Source organism: Rhodococcus sp. P4_F5 (genome assembly GCF_056401315.1).
The window spans coordinates 47502-73945 of sequence record NZ_JBFUJP010000010.1 but is presented as its reverse complement, the minus strand read 5'-3'; the positions used below and the strand labels follow the sequence as shown (position 1 = coordinate 73945).

1 protein-coding gene is annotated in these 26444 nt (G+C 70.3%); it reads left to right on the top strand.

The window, feature by feature from the left end:
* Positions 1–9 precede the first annotated feature (9 nt).
* Entirely contained in the window at positions 10–26397 is a 26388-nt protein-coding gene (locus AC1DU4_RS07245) for a non-ribosomal peptide synthase/polyketide synthase (RefSeq protein ID WP_477838415.1), read from the top strand.
* Positions 26398–26444 lie beyond the last annotated feature (47 nt).

Here is a 26444-nt window from a genome sequence, read left to right as displayed (position 1 = left end):
GGAATGTCGGTGACGTACCGAGAGCTCGACGAGCGGCTGCAGATGCTGGCCGGACCGCTTGCCGAGAGGGGCATGGACGCAGACGCCATCGTGTCGGTGGTGCTGACCGGGCTGGTCCCCACGATCGTCGCGGCAGAGGGCGGGATCGGTGCGGTTCTCGACCGGATCGCAAAGGACGCGACGTCGCTTGCCCCCGCCGAGGACCTGGGGGAGGGGTCTGCCCCGGCAACGCTGGTGGATGCGTTCGAGGCGCAGGTCGCACGCACCCCGGACGCCGTCGCGATCGAGAGTGACGGCGTGGTCTGGACCTACGCGGAGTTCGACGCGCATGTCAACCGGTTGGCACGGCTGCTGATTGCGGAGGGGGTGGGTCCCGAGTCCCTGGTCGCGCTGGGCTTCCGTCGTTCGCTCCAGATGATGGTGGCGATGTACGCCGTCGTCAAGGCTGGTGGCGCCTACGTCCCGATCGATCCGGACCACCCGGCGGAGCGCATCAAGGACGTGCTTGCCACAGCGGGGGCTGTCTGTGTGCTGACCCGCTCGAGCGACGCAATGCCCTGGCCGGAGGACGCTGTCGTCCTCGACCTCGATGCGCTCGACACCACGGCTCACGCAGCAGGGCCGGTCACCGACCACGAGCGGTTGCGGCCCTTGCGCGCCGCGAACCCCGCGTACGTCATCTTCACCTCCGGCTCGACGGGTCACCCCAAGGGTGTGGCAGTCCCGCACTCCAACGTGGTCGGTCTGATCGCACGTCGCCAGGGCCTGTACTCCCTCGGCACCGACGACCGCGTGCTGCAGAAGACACCGGTCACCTTCGACGCATCCGTCCGCGAGCTGTGGTGGCCGCTCGCTACCGGCGCCCGACTGGTGCTGGCTTCGCACGACGGTCATCGCGATCCCAGGTACCTCGCGGAGGCGATCGACAGGCACGGCATCACTGTGATGCATTTTGTCCCTTCGATGCTCGAGCTGTTCGTGGCGTCACTCCGGCCGGGCGAGTGCGGTTCCCTGCGCGAGATCTTCAGCGGTGGCGAGGAGATGTCGCCGCAGCTGCTGGCACAGTTGCACGCTGCACTGACTGCCCGAGTCAACAACGAGTACGGCCCGACCGAGTTCACCGTCTCGGGTACTCGACACGGCACCACCACGCAGGACGAGACGTCCGCCCGGGTTCCGATCGGTACGCCCTACGAGGGCCTGCAGGGCTATGTCCTGGACCGGCGTCTGAGGGAGGTGCCGGTCGGAATCGCCGGCGAGCTGTACCTTGCCGGACCTCAGGTTGCCCGCGGTTACGTCGGCCGGGCCGATCTGACAGCCGCCAGGTTCGTTGCCAACCCGTTCGGTGATGCCGGTTCGGTCATGTACCGCACCGGCGACGAGGTACGCCGCCGCAGTGACGACAACCTCGAATACATGGGCCGCACCGACTTCCAGGTCAAGGTCCGGGGCTTCCGAATCGAGCTCGGCGAGATCGAGGCCGCGCTTCTACGCGATCGGCGGGTACGCCGCGCGGTCGCGCTGGTCGACACGGACAGGGTCGGCTTCGACCGGATCGTGGCGTACGTGGTGCCCGCGGACGGTGACGAGGTGGATCCGGGCGAGGCACGCGTGCAGGTCGCAGGAGTGCTGCCCGAGTACATGGTGCCCGCGACCGTGATGGTGCTCGACGAGCTGCCGATCACTTCGCACGGCAAGTTGGACCGCAGGGCGCTGCCGAAGCCGGACTTCGGAGCCAATGCACAGGTCTATCGCGAACCTGCCACGCATGCCGAGACAGTGGTGGCTCAGATCTTCGCCGAGATCCTCGGTGCGGATCGGGTCGGGGCCGACGACTCGTTCTTCGAGAGCGGCGGCAACTCCCTGTCGGCAACCCGGGTGGTGGCCCGCGTCAACGCCGAGATGGGGTCCGACGCGACCCTGCGTGACCTCTTCGACGCCCCCACCGTGTCAGGATTTGCGGCACTGGCGGAATCCACGGCCGGAACCGGCCACGCCCGGCCGGAGTTGCGTGCTGTCGAGCGTCCGGAGCGACTGCCGCTCTCCCTCGCGCAGGCCCGGATGTGGTTCATCAACCAGTTCGACACCACTTCTCCCGCATACAACGTGCCGTTGGGTATTCGCCTGGTCGGCGACTTGGACGTCGACGCACTGCGCGCCTCGGTGGCGAGTGTGCTCGAGCGGCACGAGTCGTTGCGAACGGTGTTCCCCGACGACGGCCACGGGCCCAGCCAGGTGATCCTGCCCGCGGCCGCCCTCGATCTCGGCCTCGAGCCCGTCGCGGTGACGAGTGAGCATGACCTCGCGGCACAGGTTTCGGAGTTGGCCTCGCGTGGTTTCGACGTGACCACCGAGATCCCGGTCCGGCCGCGCCTGTTCCGTCTGGGCGACACCGAGCATGTGCTCTTGTTCCTGGTGCATCACATCTCCTCGGACGGTGCCTCGATGGCCCCGCTGGCGCGCGACGTGATGGCGGCGTACACGAGCTGGACTCATGGGCAGGCTCCCGACTGGGAACCTCTGGCGGTGCAGTATGCGGATTACGCGATCTGGCAGCGTGAACTGCTGGGTAGCGAGGACGACGCGGAGTCGTTGGTAGCCGCCCAGGTTCGGTACTGGGTCGATGAGCTTGCCGGGATCCCCGATGTGCTGCCGTTGCCGACGGACCGGAAGCGGCCCGCCGTGACGTCCATGAGTGGCGGTCGCGTCGAGTTCGATGTCGATGCAGAGTTGCACAGGCGTTTGCTGGAACTCTCGCGCGAGTACGGGGCAACCCTGTTCACGACAGTCCACGCCGCGTTCGCGCTGCTGCTCTCGAAGATTTCCGGTACGGACGACATCGTCATCGGCACCCCGATCGCGGGCCGTGGCGAGCGTGAGCTCGACGACATGGTCGGCATGTTCATCAACACCCTGGCCCTGCGAACCGTGGTGGACCCGTCCGCGACCTTCGCGGACATGCTGACGTCGACCAGGGAATCCGACCTGGGGGCGCTGGGGCACGCGGAGGTTCCCTTCGAGCGGCTGGTGGAGATTCTCGCGCCGGAGCGGTCGACCGCGCACGCGCCGATCTTCCAGGTTGTGATTGCGCTCGAGAACACGGAGCCGGCCGTCCTGGAACTGCCGGGGCTGACAGTCAGCGCGGTCGACCCCGGGGTCACCTTCGCCAAGTTCGACCTGCAGCTCTCGATCGGCGAGAACACCGACGGGTCGGGCATGACCGGTTCCTTCGTCTACGCCACCGACCTTTTCGACGAGGCCAGCATCCGTGTTCTCGGCGAGCGGTTCGTCCGACTGCTCGGCGAGGTGGTCGTGGATCCGTCCGTCGTGGTGGGTGACGTGACGATCACCGACCCCGCCGAGCACGCAGCGCTGGTCCCGGTGACCGGTCCGGCTGCCGTCGCGCCGGTGACCCTGCCCGAGCTGTTGGGTGCAGCCGCCGCGGACCGCGACGCGACTGCCCTGGTCTTCGGCGACCGCACGATGACCTACGGCGAGCTCGACGATCGCTCGAACGCCCTGTCTCGCATGCTGATTGCACACGGAGTCGGCCCCGAGTCCTTCGTGGCCCTGGCGATCTCCCGCTCGATCGAGTCACAGATCGCTCTGTGGGCGGTGGCGAAGTCCGGAGCCGCGTTCGTGCCGATGGATCCGGCGTACCCGTTCGACAGGCTCGAGCACATGGTCACCGACTCGGGGGCAGCGGTCGGCCTGACGGTGGCCGAGCACGTCGGCGACCTGCCCGAGACCAACTGGCTGGTGCTCGACGACGACCGCTTTGTCGCAGAGTGGGAGAGCACGTCGACCGCGCCGCTCACCGATGCGCATCGCAACGCACCGATCCTGGTCGACAACACGGCGTACGTCATCTACACGTCGGGGTCGACGGGTCTGCCCAAGGGCGTCGTGGTCACCCACCGTGGCCTGGTGAACTTCGTGGCCGAGCAGGCGCGACGGTACGAGCTGTCCAGCTCGGCCCGGGTACTTCATTCGTCGTCACCGAGCTTCGACGCATCACTTCTCGAGCTGCTCATGGCGGTCGGCTCGAGCGCCGTCCTGGTGATCGTGCCGTCCGGGGTGTTCGGCGGCAGTGAGCTCGCCGAGATCATCGCCCGCCACCGGGTCACGCATGCCTTCATCACTCCGTCCGCTGCGTCCGCGCTTTCCCCGCAGGGACTCGACTCGTTGCGATACCTCGTCATGGGTGGCGAGGCGTTGACCACGGAGCTCGTCGAGCGTTGGGCACCCGGGCACCGGCTGCACAACGCCTACGGCCCCACCGAGGCGACGATCATGGTGACCACCGGCGATGCGATCGCCGCCGGAGACCCGTTGACCATCGGCGAGCCCATCCAGGGTGTGTCCGCCGTGGTCCTCGACGGCCGGCTGCGGCCGGTGCCGCTCGGCGTCGCCGGTGAGCTCTACGTATCCGGGACCCAGACCGCGCGCGGTTACCACGACCGTGCGGCTCTCACGTCGGACCGCTTCGTCGCCGACCCGTACGGTGCGCCCGGAAGTCGGATGTACAGGACCGGCGACGTGGTCCGCTGGGTGGACCGTTCCGAGGCGGGCGACCTTTCCCGGCTCGAGGTCGAGTACGTGGGTCGCAGCGACTTCCAGGTGAAGGTGCGTGGTTTCCGGATCGAGCTCGGCGAGATCGACGCCGCACTGTCCGCACACGAGTCGGTCGACTTCGCGGCCACCATCGGCCGCAGCGGGCCGTCGGGTGCGACGGTCCTGGTGGCCTACGTGGTGCCGGCGCCCGGCACGACCGTCGACCCCGCCGCGCTGACCGCGTACGTGGCGGAGGTACTGCCGGCGCACATGGTCCCCGCAGCAATCGTCGTGCTGGAGTCGGTGCCGCTGACAGTCAACGGCAAGCTGGACCGCAAGGCGTTGCCGGAGCCGGTCTTCGGCTCTGCCGTGGATTCGTACGTCGCGCCGTCCACGCCGGTCGAGACGATCCTCGCCGGTCTGTTCGCCGAGGTGCTCGGCGTCGACAGGGTGGGCGTGACGGACTCGTTCTTCGCGCTCGGCGGTGACTCCATCGTGTCCATCCAGCTGGTGTCCCGAGCGAAGGCCGCGGGCGTGCTGATCAAGGCCCGGGACGTCTTCGAGCGCAAGACCGTCGGCGGGCTGGCACAGGTCGCCACCCTCAGCGCCGACGGCGACGGACCGGTGGTCCTCGCCGAGCTGCCCGGCGGCGGTGTCGGCGACATGCCGCTGCTGCCGGTGGCCCGTTGGGCCCACGACCGCGGGGCGGGCTCGCGCTTCTCGCAGGCAGTACTGCTCACCGCGCCGATCGGCCTGCACCGCGCCCGGCTCGCCGAGACCCTCGCGGCCGTGCTCGACCAGCACGACGTTCTCCGTGCCCGGCTGATTCCCGCCGACGGCGACGGCGACGCGGTTCTGCGCACCAGCCCGGCCGGGTCGGTCGAGGCGGACCCGCTGCTCGTCCGCGTCGAGTTCGATGCCGACTCCCTGCCCGGCACACCGGGATTCGAGGCCCTCGCCGCGGCAGGCCTCGACGCGGCCGCGGACCGGCTGGACCCGGTCGGCGGTGTGATGGTGCAGGTGGTGTGGTTCGAGCCGGCCGCCTCGCTCGACGGTGTCAACGGCCGACTGTTGATCGTGGTGCACCACCTCGCGGTGGACGGAGTGTCGTGGCGACTGCTGGTGCCCGCGTTGGCCGCCGCATGGGGTCAGCTCGAGGCCGATGAGGTGCCCACGGCCGAGCCCACGGTCACGTCCGCCCGACGCTGGGCGCACGCACTGGTGGAGCAGGCCCAGGCCCCGGCGCGTGTTGCCGAGCTCGAATACTGGCGTGGGCTTGTCGCCGAACCCGAGGCGCCGCTCGGCTCCCGAGCGCTGGACCCGGCGGTGGACACGATTGCCACCGTCGAGTCGGTGACCACCGAACTGCCTGCCGACATCACCGACGCCCTGCTGACCGCGGTGCCGGCGAAGTTCCGCGGCGGCGTGCAGGACGGACTGCTGGCAGCACTGGCGCTCGCGGTCGCGCTCTGGAAGAGGGACCGCGGGACCACGGACGCCTCGACGCTGATCACCCTCGAGGGCCACGGACGTGAGGAACAGGTCGCACTCGGCGCCGATCTCTCGCACACCGTCGGCTGGTTCACCAGCGTCTACCCGGCCCGTCTCGACCTCACCGGGATCAACCTCGACGACGCTCTCGCCGCCGGCCCGGCGGCGGGGCAGGCAGTCAAGGCTGTCAAGGAGCAGCTGCTCTCCGCCCCCGACCACGGGATCGGCTACGGCCTGCTTCGGTACCTGAACCCGGAGACCGCGGCGGAGCTGGGCGAAGGTGCCCAGCCGCAGATCACCTTCAACTATCTGGGCCGGTTCGGCACCGACGAGTTGTCCGACGAGGTCCGTGCCCTCGGCTGGATCCCGGTCACCGACGGCGGCCGACTCGGCGGCGCCGCCGACCCGACGATGGCCGCCGCCGCGGCGCTGGACGTGAACTCGTCCATCCAGGCAGGGGGCGGGCTGTCGACGACCTTCAGCTTCCCCCGCGCGCTGCTGACCCGCGCCGAGATCGCCGAGCTGGTAGAGCTGTGGCGACAGGCGGTGACGGCGATCGCCGAGCACGCCCGCACCGAGGGATCGGGCGGGCTCACCCCGTCCGACCTGACGCTGGTCGACCTGACTCAGGACCAGATCGACGGCCTCGAGGCCCGGTACCCGGAGCTCGAGGACGTCTGGTCGCTGTCCCCGCTGCAGCAGGGGATGCTCTTCCACGCCCTGCTGGCGGCCGGGTCGACCGATGACGTCGACGTGTACACCGCCCAGTTCGTCATGAACCTGGCGGGCGAGGTGGACCTGGCCCGGCTCGGCCGGGCCGCCGACAGGCTTGTCCTGCGGTACCCGAACCTGCGGACCGCCTTCGTGATCGACGAGACCGCCGGTGCACTGCAGCTGGTGACGAACGGCGTGTCGGTCCCGATCGGCACGGTCGACCTGAGCGGGTTCAGTGGCGCCGCCCTCGAGGCAGAGCGGCTGCGGGTGCTCGACGCCGATCGGACCACCGGATTCGACATGGCCGCGGCACCGTTGCTGCGTCTGACCCTGCTCGAGTTGGCACCCGGACGCTCGCAGCTGGTGTTCACCAACCATCACGTGGTCGTCGACGGTTGGTCGACGCCGATGGCCATCCGCGAGCTGATGACGCTGTACGCCCTGGACGGGGACGACTCGGCGCTCCCGCGACCGCGGTCCTACCGGGACTACCTGGACTGGCTCGCTGCCCAGGACCGGGCGCAGTCGCTGCAGACCTGGCGTCAGGCGCTGGCCGGACTCGAGGATCCGACCCTGCTCGCGCCGGCTACCCGGGGCGGCAAGCACGAGTCCGTCCCGGCGCAGATCGAACGAGCGCTGACCGCCGAGCAGACGGTCGCGGCCGAGGCCCTGGCCGCCGAACTCGGTGTCACCCTGAACACCCTCGTCCAGGCCGCCTGGGCGGTGGTGCTGGGCACACTGACCGGGCAGGACTCGGTGGTCTTCGGTGCGACCGTGTCCGGCCGGCCGCCGGCGCTGGCCGGGGTGGAGTCGATGATCGGTCTGTTCATCAACACCATTCCCGTCGCGGTACGCCTCGACCCCGGTACCACCGTGCGTTCGTTCCTGACGGGCCTGCAGGCCGAGCAGGCGGGACTGCTCGAGCACCACTTCCTGGGTCTGGCGGACATCAACAAGGCGGCGGGTCCGGGCGCGCAGTTCGACACCGCGCTGCTGTACGAGTCGTATCCGGTCGACACCGCAGGGTCCGGTGGCGATGTCGACATCGCCGGGGTCCGGTTGCTCGGCGTGGAATCCGCAGCGGCCAGCCACTTCCCGCTCTCGATCGCGGTGGCACCGTCGCAGGGGCGACTGCACTTCGCTGCCAAGTTCCAGCGCGAGGTGTTCGACGAGGACGTTGTCGCCGCGCACCTGGACCGGGTGCTGCGGGTGCTCGGTGAGTTCACGGAGCGGCCCGACACCCCGCTCGGCGCGCTTGCGCTGCTGTCCCCGGCGGAGTCGGTCCAGATGGCCGGGTGGAACGAGACGGTCGGCAACGCGGTCGAGGGGACGCTGGTCGACCTGTTCGACGCACAGGTCCGTGCCACCCCGGACGCCCCGGCGCTCGTCTCCGAGACCGAGACGGTGACCTACGCCGAATTCGACGCGCGGGTCAACCGACTGGCTCGCTACCTCATCGAGCAGGGCGTGGGCCCGGAGTCGTTGGTGGGTCTGGGTATTCGCCGATCCGTGCACCTCATGGTCGGCATGTACGCGGTCGCCAAGACCGGTGCGGCCTACGTCCCGGTCGACCCGGATGCACCTGCCGAGCGTATCGAGCACGTCGTCGCAGCGGCCGGCCTGCGGATGCTGCTGAGCACCTGCGCGGATGCGGTCTCCGCACCCGCCGGCGTCCGGGTGATCGATGTCGACACGGTCGAGGTGTCCGGGCGGGCCGCCGGGCCGATCTCCGATGCAGAGCGGATCGCACCGCTGCGTCCGGAGAACCCCGCCTACGTCATCTTCACCTCGGGCTCGACCGGACTCCCGAAGGGTGTTGCGGTCGCGCACAGTTCGGTGGTCAACATGCTGCGCTGGCGGCAGGACACCTACCGATTGACCGCCGCCGACACGCTGATGCAGAAGACGCCGTTCACCTTCGATGCTTCCGTGCGTGAGTTCTGGTGGCCGCTGACCTCCGGCGCCCGCCTGGTGATCGCGACGCCGGACGGGCACCGCGACCCGCGGTACCTCGCTCAGGCCGTGGTGGAGCACGGCATCACCGCGATGCACTTCGTGCCCAGCATGCTCGAGGTGTTCGTCTCGGCGATCGAGCCCGGTGAGTGCGACTCGCTGCGCATGGTGTTCTGCGGTGGCGAGTCCCTGCCGCCGCGCCTGCTCGCCGACTTCTCCGCGGTCTGCTCCGCGGAGGTGCACAACGAGTACGGCCCCACCGAGTCGACGGTCACGGCAACCCGGTGGGGGACCGTGCCGGCGGACGTGTCCGGTCAGCGAGTGTCCATCGGCACCCCGCAGGCGAACGTCACTGCCTACGTGCTCGACGCTGCGCTCCGACAGGTTCCGGTCGGGGTCACAGGTGAGCTCTATCTGGGCGGCGCACAGGTCGCCCGTGGGTACGTCGGGCGGCCCGACCTGAGTGCGGAACGATTCGTCGCAGATCCCTTCGGTCCGTCCGGCGGACGGGTGTACCGGACCGGGGRCCTGGTGTCCCGGCGCGCGGACGGCACCCTCGAGTACGTCGGTCGCGGCGACTTCCAGGTCAAGCTGCGTGGTATCCGCATCGAGCTCGGCGAGATCGAGGGCGTGATCGCAGCAGACCCCCGGGTGGGTCGGTGCGCGGTGCTGTTGCGTACGAGCGAGCAGGGGGTCGACCGCCTGGTCGCGTACGTGGTGGCGGAGCCGGACGCGGCGCTCGATCCGGCCGCGGTCCTCGAGATCGCGGCGCGGGCGCTGCCGGACTACATGGTGCCGGCGGCGGCACTGGTGCTCGACGAGTTGCCGCTGACGGTCAACGGCAAGCTCGACCGGCGGGCCCTGCCGGACCCGGACTTCGGTTCGGGCGGTGAGGACTACCGGGCGCCGGCCACCGCCGCCGAGGAGATGGTGGCGACGGTCTTCGGTGACCTGTTGTCGGTTTCGCGAGTCTCCGCCACCGACAGCTTCTTCGCACTCGGTGGCGATTCGCTGGTGGCGACCCGTGCGGTGGCCCGGGTGAATGCGGCCTCGGGCGGCACGGTGAACCTGCGGGACCTGTTCGAGGATCCGACCGTGGCCGGCCTCGCACGCCGGGTGGAACGGTCCGGCGCCGCAATCGGCAACCGTCCCGCGCTGGTACGGCGGCCGCGACCCAAGCAGATCCCGCTGTCGTTGGCGCAGCAGAGGATGTGGTTCATCAACCAGTTCGACACCGATTCTCCCGCCTACAACATTCCCCGGGCGATCCGGTTGTCGGGGCCGCTCGACCTCGGCGCGATGCGGACCGCGCTCACCGACGTGCTGGACCGTCACGAGTCGCTGCGCACGGTGTTCCCGGACAGCGAGTCCGGTCCGCACCAGGTGGTCCTCGGCCTCGACGACCTCGATCTCGGGGTCGAGGTGGTCCCCGTCGCCGAGCGTGACGTGATGGACGAGATGCGCGCGTTCGCCACCCTCGGCTTCGATGTGTCGGCCGAGATCCCTTGGCGAGTGCGAATTTTCGCGATCTCCGACACTGAGCATGTGCTGCTCGTCTCGATGCATCACATCTCGTCCGACGGCGCCTCGGTGGCACCGATGGCGCGCGATCTCATCACGGCCTATCTCGCCCGGGCCGCCGGTACGGCGCCGGCGTGGGCGCCGCTGGAGATCCAGTACGCGGACTTCAGCATCTGGCAGCGCGAAGCGCTCGGTGACGAGTCCGATCCGGACTCGACGGTGTCCCGTCAGATCGGGTACTGGCGCGACCGGCTCGAGGGTATTCCGGAGGTGCTCGAGCTGCCCACCGACCGGGTTCGTCCGGCCGAACCGTCCTTCCGGGGCAAGGCTGTCGAATTCCGCCTCGACGCGGACCTGCACCGGGAGCTCCGGGACCTGGCCCGTGCCCACGGGGCGAGCCTCTTCATGGTGCTGCACGCGGCGTACGCGGTGCTGCTCGAGCGGCTCAGCGGTCAGCACGACATTGTGATCGGCACCCCCGTTGCCGGCCGTGGTGAGAAGGCGCTCGACGACCTGGTCGGCATGTTCGTCAACACGCTGGTGCTGCGCACGACGCTCGATTCGGATCAGAGCTTCGCCGATCTGCTCGGTGCTGTCCGCTCCGCAGACGTCGATGCCTTCAGCAACGCCGAGGTCCCGTTCGAGCGGCTTGTCGAGGTGCTCGACGTGCCGCGCTCGAGGGCACACACGCCGCTGTTCCAGGTCGGGCTGTCGCTGGCCAACAACGAGCGCGCCACCTTTGCGCTGCCGGGTCTCGAGGTCAGCATCGTCGACTCGCCGCTGACCGTTGCCAAGAGCGACCTGCAGCTCAGCCTCGGCGAGGACCCGGACGTCGACGGCGGGGCAGCAGGCATCTCCGCCCTGCTCGACTACGCCACCGACCTGTTCGACGAGTCCACCGCGCGGTCGTTCGTGGATCGATTCGTGAGGATCCTGCGTGCGGTGGTGGCGGCCCCGAGCACCGCGATCGGCGCGCTCGAGGTGCTCGCGGCGGAGGAACGTCGCGAGCTGACCACGCCCGCGCCCGTGGAGACCGCGCCGTACACCATGGCCGCGTTGTTCGGCGAGGCCGTTCAGCTGGACCCGGAAGCCGACGCGCTGGTCTACGGCGAGACGGTCTGGACCTACCGCGAGCTCGATGAACGCTCGAACCGACTGGCCCGCGAACTGATCGAATGCGGCGCCGGCCCCGAGACCGTCGTCGGCTTCGTACTGAGGCGTTCGCTCGAGTCGGTGCTGGCGATCTGGGCGATCGCCAAGACCGGGGCCGCCTACATGCCGGTCGACCCGCGCTACCCGCTCGATCGGATCGCGGAGATGGTGCAGGACTCGCGCGCGGTCGCCGTGGTGACCGTCGGCGAGCACACGGACCGGTTGCCGGCCGGTGTGCACGCGGTGGTTCTCGATGACGCCCTGACCGCGGCCGCAGTGGCAGGTCGGTCCGCCGACCGTGTCGAGGCGGGCGAGCTGGCCGGCCCGGTGCACGTCGACAACACTGCATACGTCATCTACACGTCGGGTTCGACCGGTAAGCCGAAGGGCGTGTTGGTGACGCACCGCGGCTTCGCGACCTTCCTGGCCGACATCGTGCAGCGGTACGGCGCCACCAGCGAGTCGCGGTTGCTGCACGTGTGCGCGCCGAACTTCGACGCCTCCGTGGCGGAGTTGCTCTCCGCGTTCCGTGTCGGCGCCACACTGGTCGTTGCCCCCGCGGACGTCTTCGGCGGTGAGGAACTTGCCGAACTGGTCCGCGCGGAGCGGGTGACCGGGATGATCATGACCCCGACGGCGTTGGCCACCGTGGATCCCACGGGTCTCGAGAGCGTGCGTGCCGTCATGGTCGGCGGTGACGTGTGCACCCCCGAGCTGACCTCGCGGTGGGCGCCGGGGAGGACCTTCCACAACGCGTACGGTCCGACCGAGACGACCATGGTCGTGACCTGCACCGAGCCGCTGGTGGCCGGTGAGCCCGTCACCATCGGCGCGCCGATGGCCGGGGTCTCCGCACTGGTGCTCGACGCCAGGCTACGGCCGGTGCCGGTCGGGGTGCTCGGCGAGCTGTATCTCGCCGGGCCGGACCTGGCCCGTGGCTACCACGACCGGTTCGCCCAGACCGCGGACCGGTTCGTCGCCCACCCGTTCGGCGGCACCGGTGACCGCATGTACCGCACCGGTGACGTGGTGCGCTGGACGCCGGCCGGTGAACTGGAATACATCGGTCGCAGTGACTTCCAGGTGAAGGTGCGCGGCCTGCGCGTCGAGCTCGGCGAGATCGACAACGTGCTCGGCGAACTGCCCGAGGTGGACTTCGTCGCGACCATCGCGCACACCCTGCCGAGCGGTACCGCGGTGCTGGTGGCGTACGTGCTGCCGACGGCGGGCCACGAACTGGACCGCACGCGGCTCCTCGGCCATGCGGCAGGGAACCTGCCCGCACACATGGTGCCGTCCACCCTCGTCGAACTCGACGAGATCCCGATGACCACCAACGGCAAGTTCGATCGTAAGGGATTGCCGGAGCCGGTATTTGAGCTGTCAGGCGAGTTCGTCGCGCCGCGGAATCCGGTCGAGGAGGTCATCGCGGCCGTCTTCGCGGACGTCCTCGGAGTCGATCGGGTCTCGGTCGACCAGAACTTCTTCGACCTGGGTGGCAACTCGCTGGTGGCCACCCGGGTGGCAGCCCGGGTCGGAGCCGCACTCGGTGTCCGAGTCGGTGTCCGGATGCTCTTCGACGCCCCCACCGTGGTGGCGCTCGCCGCACGCGTGTCGGTGCTCGCCGGGGCCACGGACCGGCCGGAGCTGACGGCTCGGCCGCGGGGCGAGCGGATCCCGCTCTCGCTCGCGCAGCAGCGGATGTGGTTCCTCAACCAGTACGACACCGCGGCGGCCACCTACAACATCCCGCTCGGCGTCCGGCTGACCGGCGCGCTGGACGTGGTTGCCATGGAGGCGGCGCTGCGGGACGTGGTGGAACGACACGAGTCCCTGCGTACCGTGTTCCCCGCCGACGCCGCCGGTCACCCGCAGCAGGTGGTTCTGGGGGTTGCCGAGTCGGGCGTGCGGCTGGAACAGGTCTCGGTCACCGAGGCCGAGCTGACCGCCCGGGCGCTGGAGTTCGGCGCCCGCGGATTCGACGTCACCACCGAGGTGCCGGCACGGGCCGCGCTGTTGGCACTGGCGCCGGACCAGCATGTGCTGCTGATGGTGGTGCACCACATCAGCGCCGACGGTGCGTCGATGGCACCGCTGGCCCGTGACGTGATGATGGCCTACCTCTCCCGCACCGCCGGTACCGCACCGCAGTGGGAGCCGCTCGCGGTCCAGTACGCGGACTTCGCGCTCTGGCAGCGCGAGGTGTTCGGGTCCGAGTCGGACCCGCAGTCGGTGCTGTCCCAGCAGATCGCGCACTGGCGCGACGCACTGGCCGGGCTGCCGGACCTGCTCGAGCTGCCGCTGGACCGGCCCCGCCCGGCCCGCACCACGGCCGGCGGCAGGGTGGCCTTCGAGGTGCCGGCGGAGCTGGCCACGCAGGTCGACGCATTGGCCAGGTCGGCCGCCGCGACGCCGTTCATGGTGCTGCACGCCGTGTTCGCGGTGCTGCTGCAGCGGCTGACCGGGGCCGAGGACATCGCGGTGGGCACCGCGGTCGCCGGTCGCGGCGAGGAGGCGCTCGACCCGATCGTGGGCATGTTCGTCAACACGCTGGTGCTGCGCACCCCGATCGCCCCGGCGGCCACCTTCGCGGAGGTGCTGGCCACCACCCGCGAGGCGGACCTGCAGGCCTTCTCGCACACCGACGTGCCTTTCGAGAGGCTGGTCGAGGTACTCAACCCGCCACGGTCGACCTCCTACGCGCCGCTGGTGCAGGTCTCGTTCGGCGTGGAGAACATGGAGTCCGCGACCTTCGAGCTGCCGGGCCTGACGGTCGAGGCGCTGGCGTCCGACCTGGGCGAGGCCAAGGACGACCTGGAGCTGGCGCTGTCGCCGCGGGTGGCCGCGGACGGCACGCCGGACGGCTATGCGGGCGTGTTCCGTTACGTGAGTGACCTGTTCGACCGCGCGAGCGTCGAGTCCATGGCGCGGTGGTACGTCCGGATCCTCACCGAGGTGGTGGCGGATCCGCAGCGGGCGATCGGTGACGTCGAGGTGCTCGACACCGCCGACCTGGAGCGGTCGCTGCACGCACCGAACCGCACCACCGTGCCGCTGCCCGCCGTCACGCTGACGCAGCTGATCGACGAGGCGGCCGCCCGCACCCCGCAGGCGCCGGCGTTCACCTTCGAGGACCGGACGCTGAGCTTCGCGGAGTTCGACGACCGGGCGAACCGCCTGGCCCGGCACCTGATCTCGATGGGTGTCGGCCCGGARCAGCGGGTCGTCCTCGCGGCCCGGCGGTCGATGGAACTGCTGGTGGGCATGTACGCGGTGCTCAAGGCCGGCGGCGCCTACGTGCCCGTGGACCCGGAGCAGCCGGCCGAGCGACTGGCCGCGGTGTTTGCCCTCGCCGAGCCGGTGTGTGTGCTGAGCACCCGTGCCGACGCCACCGGTCTGCCCGTGGGCGTGCCGGTACTCGAGTTGGACGCGGTCGAACTCGACGGGTACGCCGGTACGCCGGTCACCGACGCCGAGCGGCGCGCGCCGCTGCGGCCGGAGAACGCGGCCTACCTGATCTTCACCTCGGGCTCGACGGGCACCCCGAAGGGCGTGACCATCGAGCACCGCGCCGTCGTGAACTTCCTGCTGTGGATGCAGGGGGAGTACGGGTTCGGTTCCGACGACGTCGGTCTGCACAAGACCCCGGTGGTCTTCGACGCCTCGGTGTGGGAGCTGTACCTGCCCTTCATCTCCGGCGCCCGCCTGGTGATCGCGCGCCCCGACGGGCATCGTGATCCCGAGTACCTGGTCGAGACGATTCGGCGCTGGGGCGTGACCTCCCTGGACTTCGTGCCGTCGATGCTGGCGCTGTTGGTCGGCGAGGGCGGGCAGGGGCTGCCGGAGTCGGTGCGGATGCTCTCCGTCGGCGGCGAGGCGCTGCCGCCGGAGCTGTCCGCACGCACCCACCGGGTCTCGGACGCGGTGCTGGACAACCAGTACGGCCCGACCGAGGTCACCGTCGTCTCTACCGTCTTCCGTACCGACGGCACCGAGACCGGCACCGTCCCGATCGGTGGTCCGGTCTGGAACACCCAGGCCTACGTGCTCGACACCCGCCTGCGTCCGGTGGTCGGCGGTGCCGCCGGTGAGCTGTACCTGGCCGGCGCGCAGCTGGCCCGCGGTTACCACGGGCGCCCCGATCTGTCCGCCGAGCGGTTCGTCGCGAACCCGTTCGGCGCGCCGGGTGCGGCCATGTACCGCACCGGCGACCTGGCCCGCTGGAACGCGGCCGGCGAGTTGGAGTACCTGGGCCGCACCGACTTCCAGGTGAAGGTGCGTGGTCTGCGCATCGAGCTCGGGGAGATCGAGTCGGTCCTGCTCGGTGACGAGGCCGTCGACCAGGCCGTCGTCCTGGCCGTGGACACCGATCGAGGCCAGCGGCTGGCGGGCTACGTGGTGCCGGTCGCCGGAGCGATTGTCGACGTCGCCGAGCTGACCGCCCGGGCCGCCCGAGTGCTGCCCGCGTACATGGTCCCCGACGCGCTTGTGGTGCTCGCGGCGATGCCGCTGACCGTCAACGGCAAGCTGGACCGGCGGGCACTGCCGGAACCGGAGTTCACCGCCGCGACGGCCGAGTACGTGGCGCCCGCCAACCCCACCGAGAACACCCTCGCCCGGGTGTTCGCAGAGGTGCTCGGCGTGGACCGGGTCGGTGCCGACGAGTCGTTCTTCGCGCTCGGTGGCGACAGCATCATGTCGATCCAGTTGGTCTCGCGTGCCAAGGCAGCGGGGCTGGTGCTCACCGCCAAGCAGGTGTTCGAGCACAAGACCGTCGCGGCGCTGGCGCGGGTTGCCGCGTCCGCGGCCACCGCGACGGTGCTGGCCGAGCTGCCCGGCGGCGGCGTGGGCCAGGCCCCGTTGACGCCGATCATGCATCACATGGCCGAGCAGGCCGGCGGGCACTCGCGGTTCTCCCAGACGGCGTACGTGACACTTCCGGTGGGCATCGACGCGGCCACGGTGGCTGCGACTGTCGAAGCCGTGGTCGACCGGCACGACGCGCTGCGGATGCGGTGGGTCGCCGGCACGGACGGCGCGCCAGTTCTCGAGTTCGCCGCGCCCGGCTCCGTCGACGCGGCCGGGCTCATCCGTCGCGTCGAGTTCGCGGCCACCGGGTCCGACGACTTCGCCGAGCTGGTCCGGGCCGAGTTCGACGCCGCCGCGGATCGGCTCGCCCCGGAGGCCGGCGTGGTTGCCCAGTTCGTGTGGTTCGACCCGGCGGACGCCTCCGCCAACGGCCGGCTGCTCATGATGGTCCACCACCTGGCGGTCGACGGTGTCTCCTGGCGAATCCTGTTGCCGGACTTCGCCGCTGCCTGGGGTCGGCTGGTCTCCGGTCAGCAGCCCGAGCTGACCGGGCCGGTCACCTCGGTGCGGCGCTGGGCGCACGGACTGGTCGAGGCCGCGGCGTCCCCGCAGCGGGTCGCGGAGCTCGATCACTGGCGCGGCGTGCTCGCCGGGCCGGACCCGGTACTCGGCGCACGTCCGGTCGACCCCGCGGTCGACGTAATCGCGACCGTCGAGACGGTCCGGTTGACGGTGTCCGCGGAGACCACCGCGGCCCTGTTGACCACGGTGCCGGAGGTCTTCGGCGGTGGTGTCAACGACGGACTGCTCGCGGCGCTGGCGCTTGCCACGGCCCGGTGGCGTGCACGTCGCGGCATCACCGAATCCGCGACGCTGATCGGGCTCGAGGGTCACGGCCGCGAGGAGGACGCCGTCCCCGGCGCCGACCTCTCCGGCACCGTCGGCTGGTTCACTTCGCTCTTCCCGGTGCGCCTGGATCTTGCCGACGTCGACATCGACGCGGCGTTCGCCGGCGGGCCCGCGACGGGTGCCGCGGTCAAGCTGATCAAGGAGCAGTTGCGCGCGGTGCCGGACAAGGGCATCGGCTACGGGCTGCTGCGCTACCTCAACTCGGCAACCGCCGAGGAGCTGGCCGGATACGCGGCTCCGCAGATCGGGTTCAACTACCTGGGTCGCACCGGCGCAGTCGAGATCACCGACGAACTGCGGGCGATGGGCTGGGTGCCCGCCGACGACGGCTTCCAGCTCGGCTCCGCGCTGGACGCCGACATGGAGACGACCGCGCTCGACATCAACGCCGTCGCCGCGCAGGTCGACAACGAGGAACGGCTGACGGCCGGGTTCACGTTCCCGACCGGGGTGCTCAGCACCGCCGAGGTCACCGAGTTGGCCGAGCTCTGGCGCGACGCCCTGACCGCGGTGGCAACCTGTGCCGCCGAACCCGGTGCGGGTGGGCTCACCCCGTCCGACCTGCCGCTGGTCTCGCTGACCCAGCGCCAGATCGAATGGTTCGAGCAGCGCTTCCCGGAACTTTCCGACGTGTGGTCGCTGTCCCCGCTGCAGTACGGCATGTTCTTCCATGCGGAGCTTTCCGAGGAGGCCGTCGACGTCTACACGGCACAGATGTCGCTGCGGCTCGGCGGTGTCGTGGACGCGGAGCGGATGCGCCGCGCCGGCCAGGCACTGATCGACCGGCACGCGAGCTTCCGTACCGCGTTCGTCGCCGACGAGTCCGGGGCCGTGGTCCAGGTGGTGCTCGACCGGGTCGAGCTGCCGATGACCGTCGTCGACCTGTCGGCGCTGGCGCCGGCGGAGCGTGCGGCCGAACAGGCCCGGATCCTCGAGGCCGACGCGCTGGCCAAGTTCGACCTCGCCCAGCCGCCGCTGATCCGGTTCACGTTCTTCACTCTCGGTGAGGGGAACTACGAGCTGGTGATGACCAATCACCACATCGTGATCGACGGATGGTCCACTCCGTTGCTGCTCAAGGAACTGCTGGTGCTGTACGCCGCCGACGGCGACGGCTCCGTGCTGCCCTCGGTCCGGACCTACCGGGACTTCCTGACCTGGCTGGACGAGCAGGACCTCGGCCGCTCCCGGCAGGCCTGGGCGGATTCGTTGTCCGGCGTGGACGGTCCGACCCTGCTGGTCTCGGGTGACCGGGGCCGGCAGCAGGACAGCATTGCCGGCCAGTTCCACACCGAAGTGTCCGAGGAGCAGACGGCACGGCTGGTCGAGCGGGCACGTGAGCTGGGCGTGACGCCGAACACCGTGGTGCAGAGCGCGTGGGCGATCCTGCTCGGCGCACTCACCGGCCGCGAGGACGTGGTCTTCGGTGCCACCGTGTCGGGTCGGCCGCCGGAGATCGCCGGCGTGGAGTCGATGATCGGACTGTTCATCAACACGGTCCCGGTGCGGGTGCACCTCGACCCGGCGGAGACCGTGGCCGAGCTGCTGGTGCGGCTGCAGGGCGAGCAGATGTCGCTGCTCGACCACCACTACGTGGGCCTGACCGACATCCAGCGCGCCGCGGGCGAGGCCGCGATGTTCGACACCCTCGCGGTGTTCGAGTCGTTCCCCGTCGACATGGCGGGTGCGACCGCGGAGACCGACATCGCCGGTATGCGGGTGACCGGGTTCGGCGGCGCCGACGCCGCCCACTACCCGGTCACGCTCACCGCCGGCCTGGGTGCGACGTTGCGGCTCAAGCTGATCCACGCCCCCGAACTCGTCGATGCGGACGCGGTCCGGGTGCTCTCCGAACGCCTGCTCCGAGTGCTCGACGCGATCGCGTCGGATCCGGTCGTCGCGGTTGGCGACGTCGAGGTCACCGACGGGGCGGAGCGGGCGGCGCTGGCGCCGGTTTCCGGGCCGGCGGGCACGTCGGCAGTGACGCTGCCCGCGATGCTGGCCGAGGCCGCTGTCGACCGGGACGCCGTCGCGCTGGTGTTCGGCGACCGCACGCTCAGCTACGGCGAGCTCGACGACCGTTCGAACGCCCTGGCACGGCTGCTGATCGAGCGGGGTGTCGGTGCCGAGTCGTTCGTCGCGCTGGCGTTGCCGCGCTCGATCGAGTCGCAGGTGGCGTTGTGGGCGGTGGTCAAGTCCGGGGCGGCCTTCGTGCCCATGGACCCGGCATACCCGCCGGAGCGGATCGAGCACATGGTCACCGACTCGGGTGCGGTGCTGGGTCTGACCGACTCCGAGAACTTCGGGGGTCTGCCGGCCGCCGAGTGGTTGGTGCTCGACGACCCCGACTTCCTCGAGCTGTGGGGACGACAGTCCGTCGCCGAGGTCACCGACGCCGACCGCCGCATCCCGGTGTCGGTGGACCATGCGGCGTACGTGATCTACACGTCCGGATCGACCGGTCTGCCGAAGGGCGTCGTGGTCAGCCACGAGGGCCTGAAGAACTTTGCAACCGAGCAGCGTGAGCGCTACTCGGTGACCGCGAAGTCCCGCGCACTGCACTTCTCGTCGCCGAGCTTCGACGCGTCCATGCTCGAGTTGCTGCTCGCGGTCAGCGCGGGTGCCGCGCTGGTGATCGTGCCGCCGGGAGTGTACGGAGGCGGCGAACTGGCCGAGGTCATCACCGCGGGCGGCGCGACCCACGCGTTCATCACGCCCGGCGCGTTGGCATCGCTCTCGCCCGACGGACTCGACTGCCTGCAGCACCTTGTTGCCGGAGGCGAGGCGGTCCCCGACAGCCTGGTCGAGGTCTGGGCGCCGGGGCGCAACTTCTACAACGGGTACGGCCCCACCGAGACGATCATCATGGTCGCGATCAGCCGGGCCTTGACCACCGCGGACAGGCTCACCATCGGTGGTCCGATCCGCGGCATGTCCGCGATGGTCCTGGACCGGCGTCTGCACCCGGTGCCGGTGGGCGTGGCCGGGGAGCTCTACGTCTCCGGTGTCCAGATGGCCCGCGGTTACCTGAACCGTCCGTCACTCACGTCGGACCGCTTCGTGGCCAACCCGTTCGGGGAGGCCGGTGACCGGATGTACCGGACCGGCGACGTGGTGCGCTGGGTGGAGGGCTCCGGGGCGAGCGCAGCGACGGGGGATGTGACCGGGGCGAGCGCAGCGACGGGGGATGTGACCGGGGCGAGCGCAGCGACGGGGGATGCGACCGCCGGACTCGAGATCGAGTACGTGGGCCGCAGCGACTTCCAGGTGAAGGTGCGCGGATTCCGTATCGAACTCGGCGAGATCGACGCGGCGCTGTCGGCACACGAGTCGGTGGAGTTCGCCGTCACGGTGGGCCGCACGGGACCGTCCGGTGCGACGGTTCTGGCTGCCTACGTGGTGCCGGTGTCCGGTCGAACGGTCGATCCGGTTGCGCTGACCGAATTCGTGGGGCGGACGCTGCCCTCGCACATGGTGCCGTCGGCGATCGTCGTACTCGACGCGATCCCGCTGACCGTCAACGGCAAGGTCGACCGGAAGGCGTTGCCGGAGCCGGACTTCGGCTCTTCGGTGACCACCTGTGTCGCGCCTTCCACCCCGGCGGAGGAGCTTCTCGCCGGTCTGTTCGCCGAGGTCCTCGGGGTCGACCGGGTCAGCGTGGCGGACTCCTTCTTCGCACTCGGCGGCGACTCCATCGTGTCCATCCAGTTGGTGGCGCGGGCCAAGGCTGCGGGTCTGGTGATCCGCACACGGGACGTCTTCGAGCGCAAGACCGTGGCGGCCCTCGCGCAGGTCGCGACCCTCGTCTCGGAGGGCGCCGAGATCGTCACGCTGGCCGAGCTGCCGGGTGGCGGCGTCGGCGACCTGCCGCTGACCCCGATCATGCGCTGGATGACCGAGCGGTCGGGCCGGCACGACCGGCTGCTGATGCCGGCCTACCTGGCACTGCCCGACGGTGTCGACCGTGCCCGACTGACTGCCACGCTGGCCGCGGTCACCGCGCGGCACGACATGCTGCGTGCGTCGATTCCCGTTGTCGACGGCCCGCCGGTGGCGCGGGTGAGCGCGTCCGTGGACGTCGACGCACTGGTCGAGCGGGTCGAGTTCGACGACTCCGCGCTGCCCGGCACCCCGGGCTTCGACGCCCTCGCCGCGCCTGCGATGGAGGCGGCCGCGGCCGCGCTGGACCTGACATCGGGTTCGGTGATCCGGTACGTCTGGTTCGATCCGGCGCCCGGCACTTCGGGGACCGGCCGACTGCTGCTCGTCGCGCACCACCTCGTGGTGGACGGCGTGTCCTGGCGGATCCTGGTCGGTGACCTCATCACGGCCTGGCAGTCCGTGGCGGCCGGCGCGGAGCCCGCACTGGCCCCCGTCGGGACCTCGATGCGCCGCTGGGCCCACGGCCTCGCGGAGGAGGCGGTCAGTCCCCGGCGCGAGGCGGAGGCGGACTACTGGCGTTCGGTGGTGGGGACTGCGGACCCGCTGCTGACGCAGCGTCCGCTGGACCCGACGGTCGACCTGTTCTCGGAGGTCGCCCAGGTTCGGGTGACGCTGTCCGAACGGACCACCGACGCGCTGCTCACCGCAGTGCCCGCGGCCGTTCGCGGCGGGGTCAACGACGGCCTGCTCGCGGCCCTGGCGCTGGCCACCACGGCCTGGCGTCGGACTCGCGGCCAGGAGGACGTGGCGTCCACGTTGATCAAGCTCGAGGGCCACGGCCGCGAGGACGACCTGCTGCCCGGCGCGGACCTCTCCCGCACCGTCGGCTGGTTCACCAGCATGTTCCCGCTGCGCCTGGACCTGGCGGGCGTCGACGTCGACGACGCGCTCGCCGGTGGCGACTCGGTGGCCGCCGCGCTCAAGACGGTCAAGGAACAGTTGCTGGCCGTGCCGGACAAGGGCATGGGATACGGCCTGCTGCGATACCTGAACCCGCGGACGGCACCGGAGTTGTCCGTGCACCAGCTGCCGCAGATCGGTTTCAACTACCTCGGGAAGATGTCGGGTGGCGAGGAGACCGGCGGGGGCCTGCCGATCGGTTGGCTGCCCGCACCCGCGGGTGAGCTGTCGGCAACGGCCGTGGCGGACGACGACATGCCGGCCGCGGCCGCGGTCGACATCAACGCCGAGGTGGCAGGGACCCGCTTGACGGCGTCGTTCGCGTACCCGTCGAGCCTGCTCACCGAGGCCGAGGTCTCGGAGTTCGCAGACCTGTGGGTCCGTGCACTCGACGCCTTGGCGCAGTGGGCAACGCCGGACGACCGTCCGCGGACGCCCGCGTTCACGCCGTCCGACCTGCCGCTGGTCTCGATCAGCCAGGGCGAGATCGACAAGCTGGAGGCGCGCTACCCGACGCTGGCAGACGTCTGGTCGTTGACCTCGTTGCAGCAGGGCATGCTCTTCCACGCGGTGCTGGCTGAGAGTTCGACGTCGCTGGACGTGTACACCTCGCAGTTGGCGATCGGGCTCGGCGGAGTCGTGGACGCAGATCGGATGCGGGCCGCCGCGCAGGCGCTGGTGGACCGGTACCCGAACCTGCGGGCCGGCTTCGTCCACGACGAGCACGGCAATGCCCTGCAGGTGGTCGTGGAGGACGCGCCGGTGCAGTTCCGCCGCGTCGACCTGACTGGCTTCGGCGCCGACGAGATGCAGGCCCGGAGGCAGGAACTGCTGGAGCAGGACCGGGTCGCCCGGTTCGACCTGACGGCGCCGCCGCTGATGCGGTTCACGCTGATCGGGAAGCCGGACGGCAACTACGACCTAGTGATGACCACCCACCACATCCTGGTGGACGGCTGGTCGATGCCGCTGATCCTCAAGGACCTGGTGGTGCTCTACGCGACGCACGGCGACGGCTCGATGCTGCCGCCGGTCCGCTCCTACCGGGACTTCCTGGAGTGGTTGTCGGAGCGGGACGCCGATGCCTCCCTGGAGGCGTGGGCCGGCTCGCTCGAGGGCGCCGAGGATCCGACGCTGCTCGCCTCTGCGGACCGCGGCCGTTCGCAGTCCGTGATGCCGGACGTGGTCCAGCTCGAACTCGCTGCCGACCGCACCGCCGAGCTCTCGGCCCTCGCGCGGGACCTGGGGGTCACGCTGAACACCGTCGTGCAGACGGTGTGGGGCCTGGTGCTCTCGCGGCTGATCGGCCGGGACGACGTGGTGTTCGGCGCCACGGTGTCGGGGCGTCCGGCGGCACTGTCCGGTGTCGAGTCGATGGTCGGCATGTTCATCAACACGCTGCCTGTACGGGTGCGGCTGGACCGGGGCGAGACCCTGACTCAGCTGCTCTCCCGGGTGCAGGTCGAGCAGGCGGACCTGCTCGACCACCACTTCGTGGGGCTTCCCACCATCCAGCAGCGCGCGGGTGCCGGCGCGGTATTCGACACCATCACGGTGTTCGAGTCCTACCCGGTGGATGCCGCAGGAGCAGATGTCACAGACATCGACGGCATGCGGCTGCTGGGTGTGGAGGGCGAAGACGCCAACACGTTCCCGCTGTCGCTGTTCGTCGAGGTCAACGACGGCATTCGGATGGACGCCAAGTTCCTGCCGGACGTGTTCACCCGTGCGGACATGCAGTCCGTGGTGGACCGGATCGACCGGGTGCTGGCCACCCTGGTGGCGGCGCCGCAGAGCACGGTTGCCGAACTCGAGGTGCTCTCGGACTCCGAGTTGCGTCAGCTCGACGAGTGGAACGCCACCGATCACCCCGTTCCCTCGGCCACCCTGGCCGACCTGTTCGACGCCCAGGTTCGACGGACGCCGGACGCGGTGGCGTTGGTGTTCGAGGGCGAGGAGCTGACCTACGCCGAGTTCGACGCGCGGGCCAACAGGCTGGCCCGGCACCTGATCGACCTCGGCGTCGGTCCGGAGTCGATGGTGGGTCTGGGCATCAGGCGTTCGCTGGAGCTGATGGTCGGCATGTACGCGATCGTCAAGGCCGGCGGTGCCTACGTGCCGATCGACCCGGACCATCCGGCGGATCGCACCGACTACGTGCTGGCGACGGCTGATCCGGTGTGCGTGCTGACCACCACGCGGGACCGGTTCGAGGTTGACCCGCGGCTCACTGTGCTCGAGATCGACAGTCTGGACACTTCGGGCTACGACGCGGCACCGATTGTCGACGCGGACCGACGGGCCCCGCTGCACCTGGACAACGCGGCTTACGTGATGTTCACGTCGGGGTCGACCGGCAAGCCGAAGGGCGTCGAGCTGACGCATCGGGCGATCGTCAACCAGCTGGTGTGGAAGCAGTCCGAGTACGGTCTCGGCACCGACGACGTCGTGCTCCAGCAGATCGCGATGACCTTCGACGTGTCGGTCTGGGAGTTCTTCTGGGGCCTGCAGAACGGCGCCCGGCTGGTCATCGCCAAGCCGGACGGACACAAGGACCCGACGTACCTGGCGAAGCTGATCGCCGAGTACTCGGTGACCACGGCGACCTTCGTGCCGTCACCGCTCGGCGTGTTCGTCGCGGTGGTGGAGGCCGAGGCACTGCGCACGCTGCGGCGGGCGTTCGTGATCGGCGAGGCACTGCCGCCGGAGACCGTGGCGCGGTGGTACCAGCTCACGCCTGCCGACCTGCACAACATGTACGGGCCGACCGAGGCGGCGGTCTCGGTGACCAACTGGCGCTCGCGCGCCGAGGACACCGTCACCACGCCGATCGGTCTGCCGCAGTGGAACGTGCAGGCGTACGTGCTCGATGCCGGGCTGCGTCCGACCCCGGAGGGTGTCGCGGGCGAGCTCTACATCGGTGGCCCGCAGCTGGCCCGCGGTTACCTGACCCGACCGGACCTGACCTCGGACCGCTTCGTCGCCAACCCCTTCGGAGCGGCGCCCGGCGGGGAGCGAATGTACCGGACCGGTGACCTGGTGCGGCGCCGTTCGGACGGGGTGCTCGAGTACATCGGGCGCACCGACTTCCAGGTCAAGCTGCGGGGTCAGCGGATCGAGCTCGAGGAGATCGAGTCGGCGGTGCTCGCACATCCGGCGGTCCTGCAGACCGCGGTGCTGGTGGTCCAGGACAAGCGGACGGGCGATCAGCTGGTGGCCTACGTGGTGCCGGAGGGTGGGCAGTCGGTGCAGTCGGACGAGCTCAAGACATTCGTCGGCGCCGCCCTGCCCGTCTACATGGTTCCGAACGCGGTGGTCGTCCTCGACGAGTTCCCGCTCAACGCGAGCGGCAAGCTCGACCGGAAGCAGTTGCCGGTTCCGGAGTTCGGAGACACCGGTGAGTACCGGGCCCCGACGACGGAGACGGAGATCGCGGTGGCCGCGGTACTGGCCGAGGTGCTCGGGCTCGAACAGGTGTCGGTCGACGCGTCGTTCTTCGACCTCGGCGGAAACTCGCTGACCGCGACCCGGGTGATGTCCCGGCTCACCGAGGTCCTCGGAGTGCCGGTGCCGTTGCGGGCTGTGTTCCTCGACCCGACCCCGGCAGGTATCGCGGCCGCGGTCGACGCCGAGCGGACCGGCACCACGCCCGCCGTGGACATGTTCGACGTGCTGCTGCCGATCCGTCCGGTGGCCGGGACCCCGGCCGGTAGCGTGCCCGTGTTCGCGGTGCACCCGGTGCTCGGGTTGTCGTGGGCGTACTCGGGGCTCGCGACCGCGCTCGGTGGCCGCGTCCCGGTCTACGGACTGCAGTCGCCGGCCGCATCGGGGGACACCGTCGTGCCGTCCTCGATCGAGGAGATCGCGGCACGCTACGTCGCCGAGATCCGCACCGTGCAGCCGGAGGGACCGTACCGGCTGGTGGGCTGGTCGCTCGGCGGCGTCATCGCGCATGCGATGGCAGCACAGTTGCAGGACGCGGGGCAGCGGGTGGACCTGCTCGCCATGCTGGACAGTTTCGCCGGCGGGTCGGCGGACGCGCTCGGGACGGGCACCGTCAGCACCGGGGAGATCCTCGGCGGTTTCGGCATCGAGGCAGTGGGCGGACTGGATCCGGAGACCGCCGGCATCGAGGATCTGCTCGAGTTGCTGCGTGGCACCGGCGACGGCCCACTGGCCGGGGTGACTGAGCAGTGGCTGAAGTCGATGGTGGATACGGCGGCCGTCTCGACGGAGCTGATGCGGGCATACGTGCCCAAGCCGGTCGACGCCGACCTGCTGCTGTTCACCGCGGCCCGGGACCGGGCTGATGACACGGTGGGACCGCAGTCGTGGGCGGGCGCAGTGACCGGGGAGATCGTGCACACCCCGGTGCCGGTCACGCACTGGTCGATGCTCAGCCCCGACGCTCTCGCGGTGATCGGTCCGCGGTTGCGGGAGGCGCTCGGCTGACCCGACAGGTCGAGGTGGTGAGCCCCGGTCCTTCCGGGCGGGGGCTC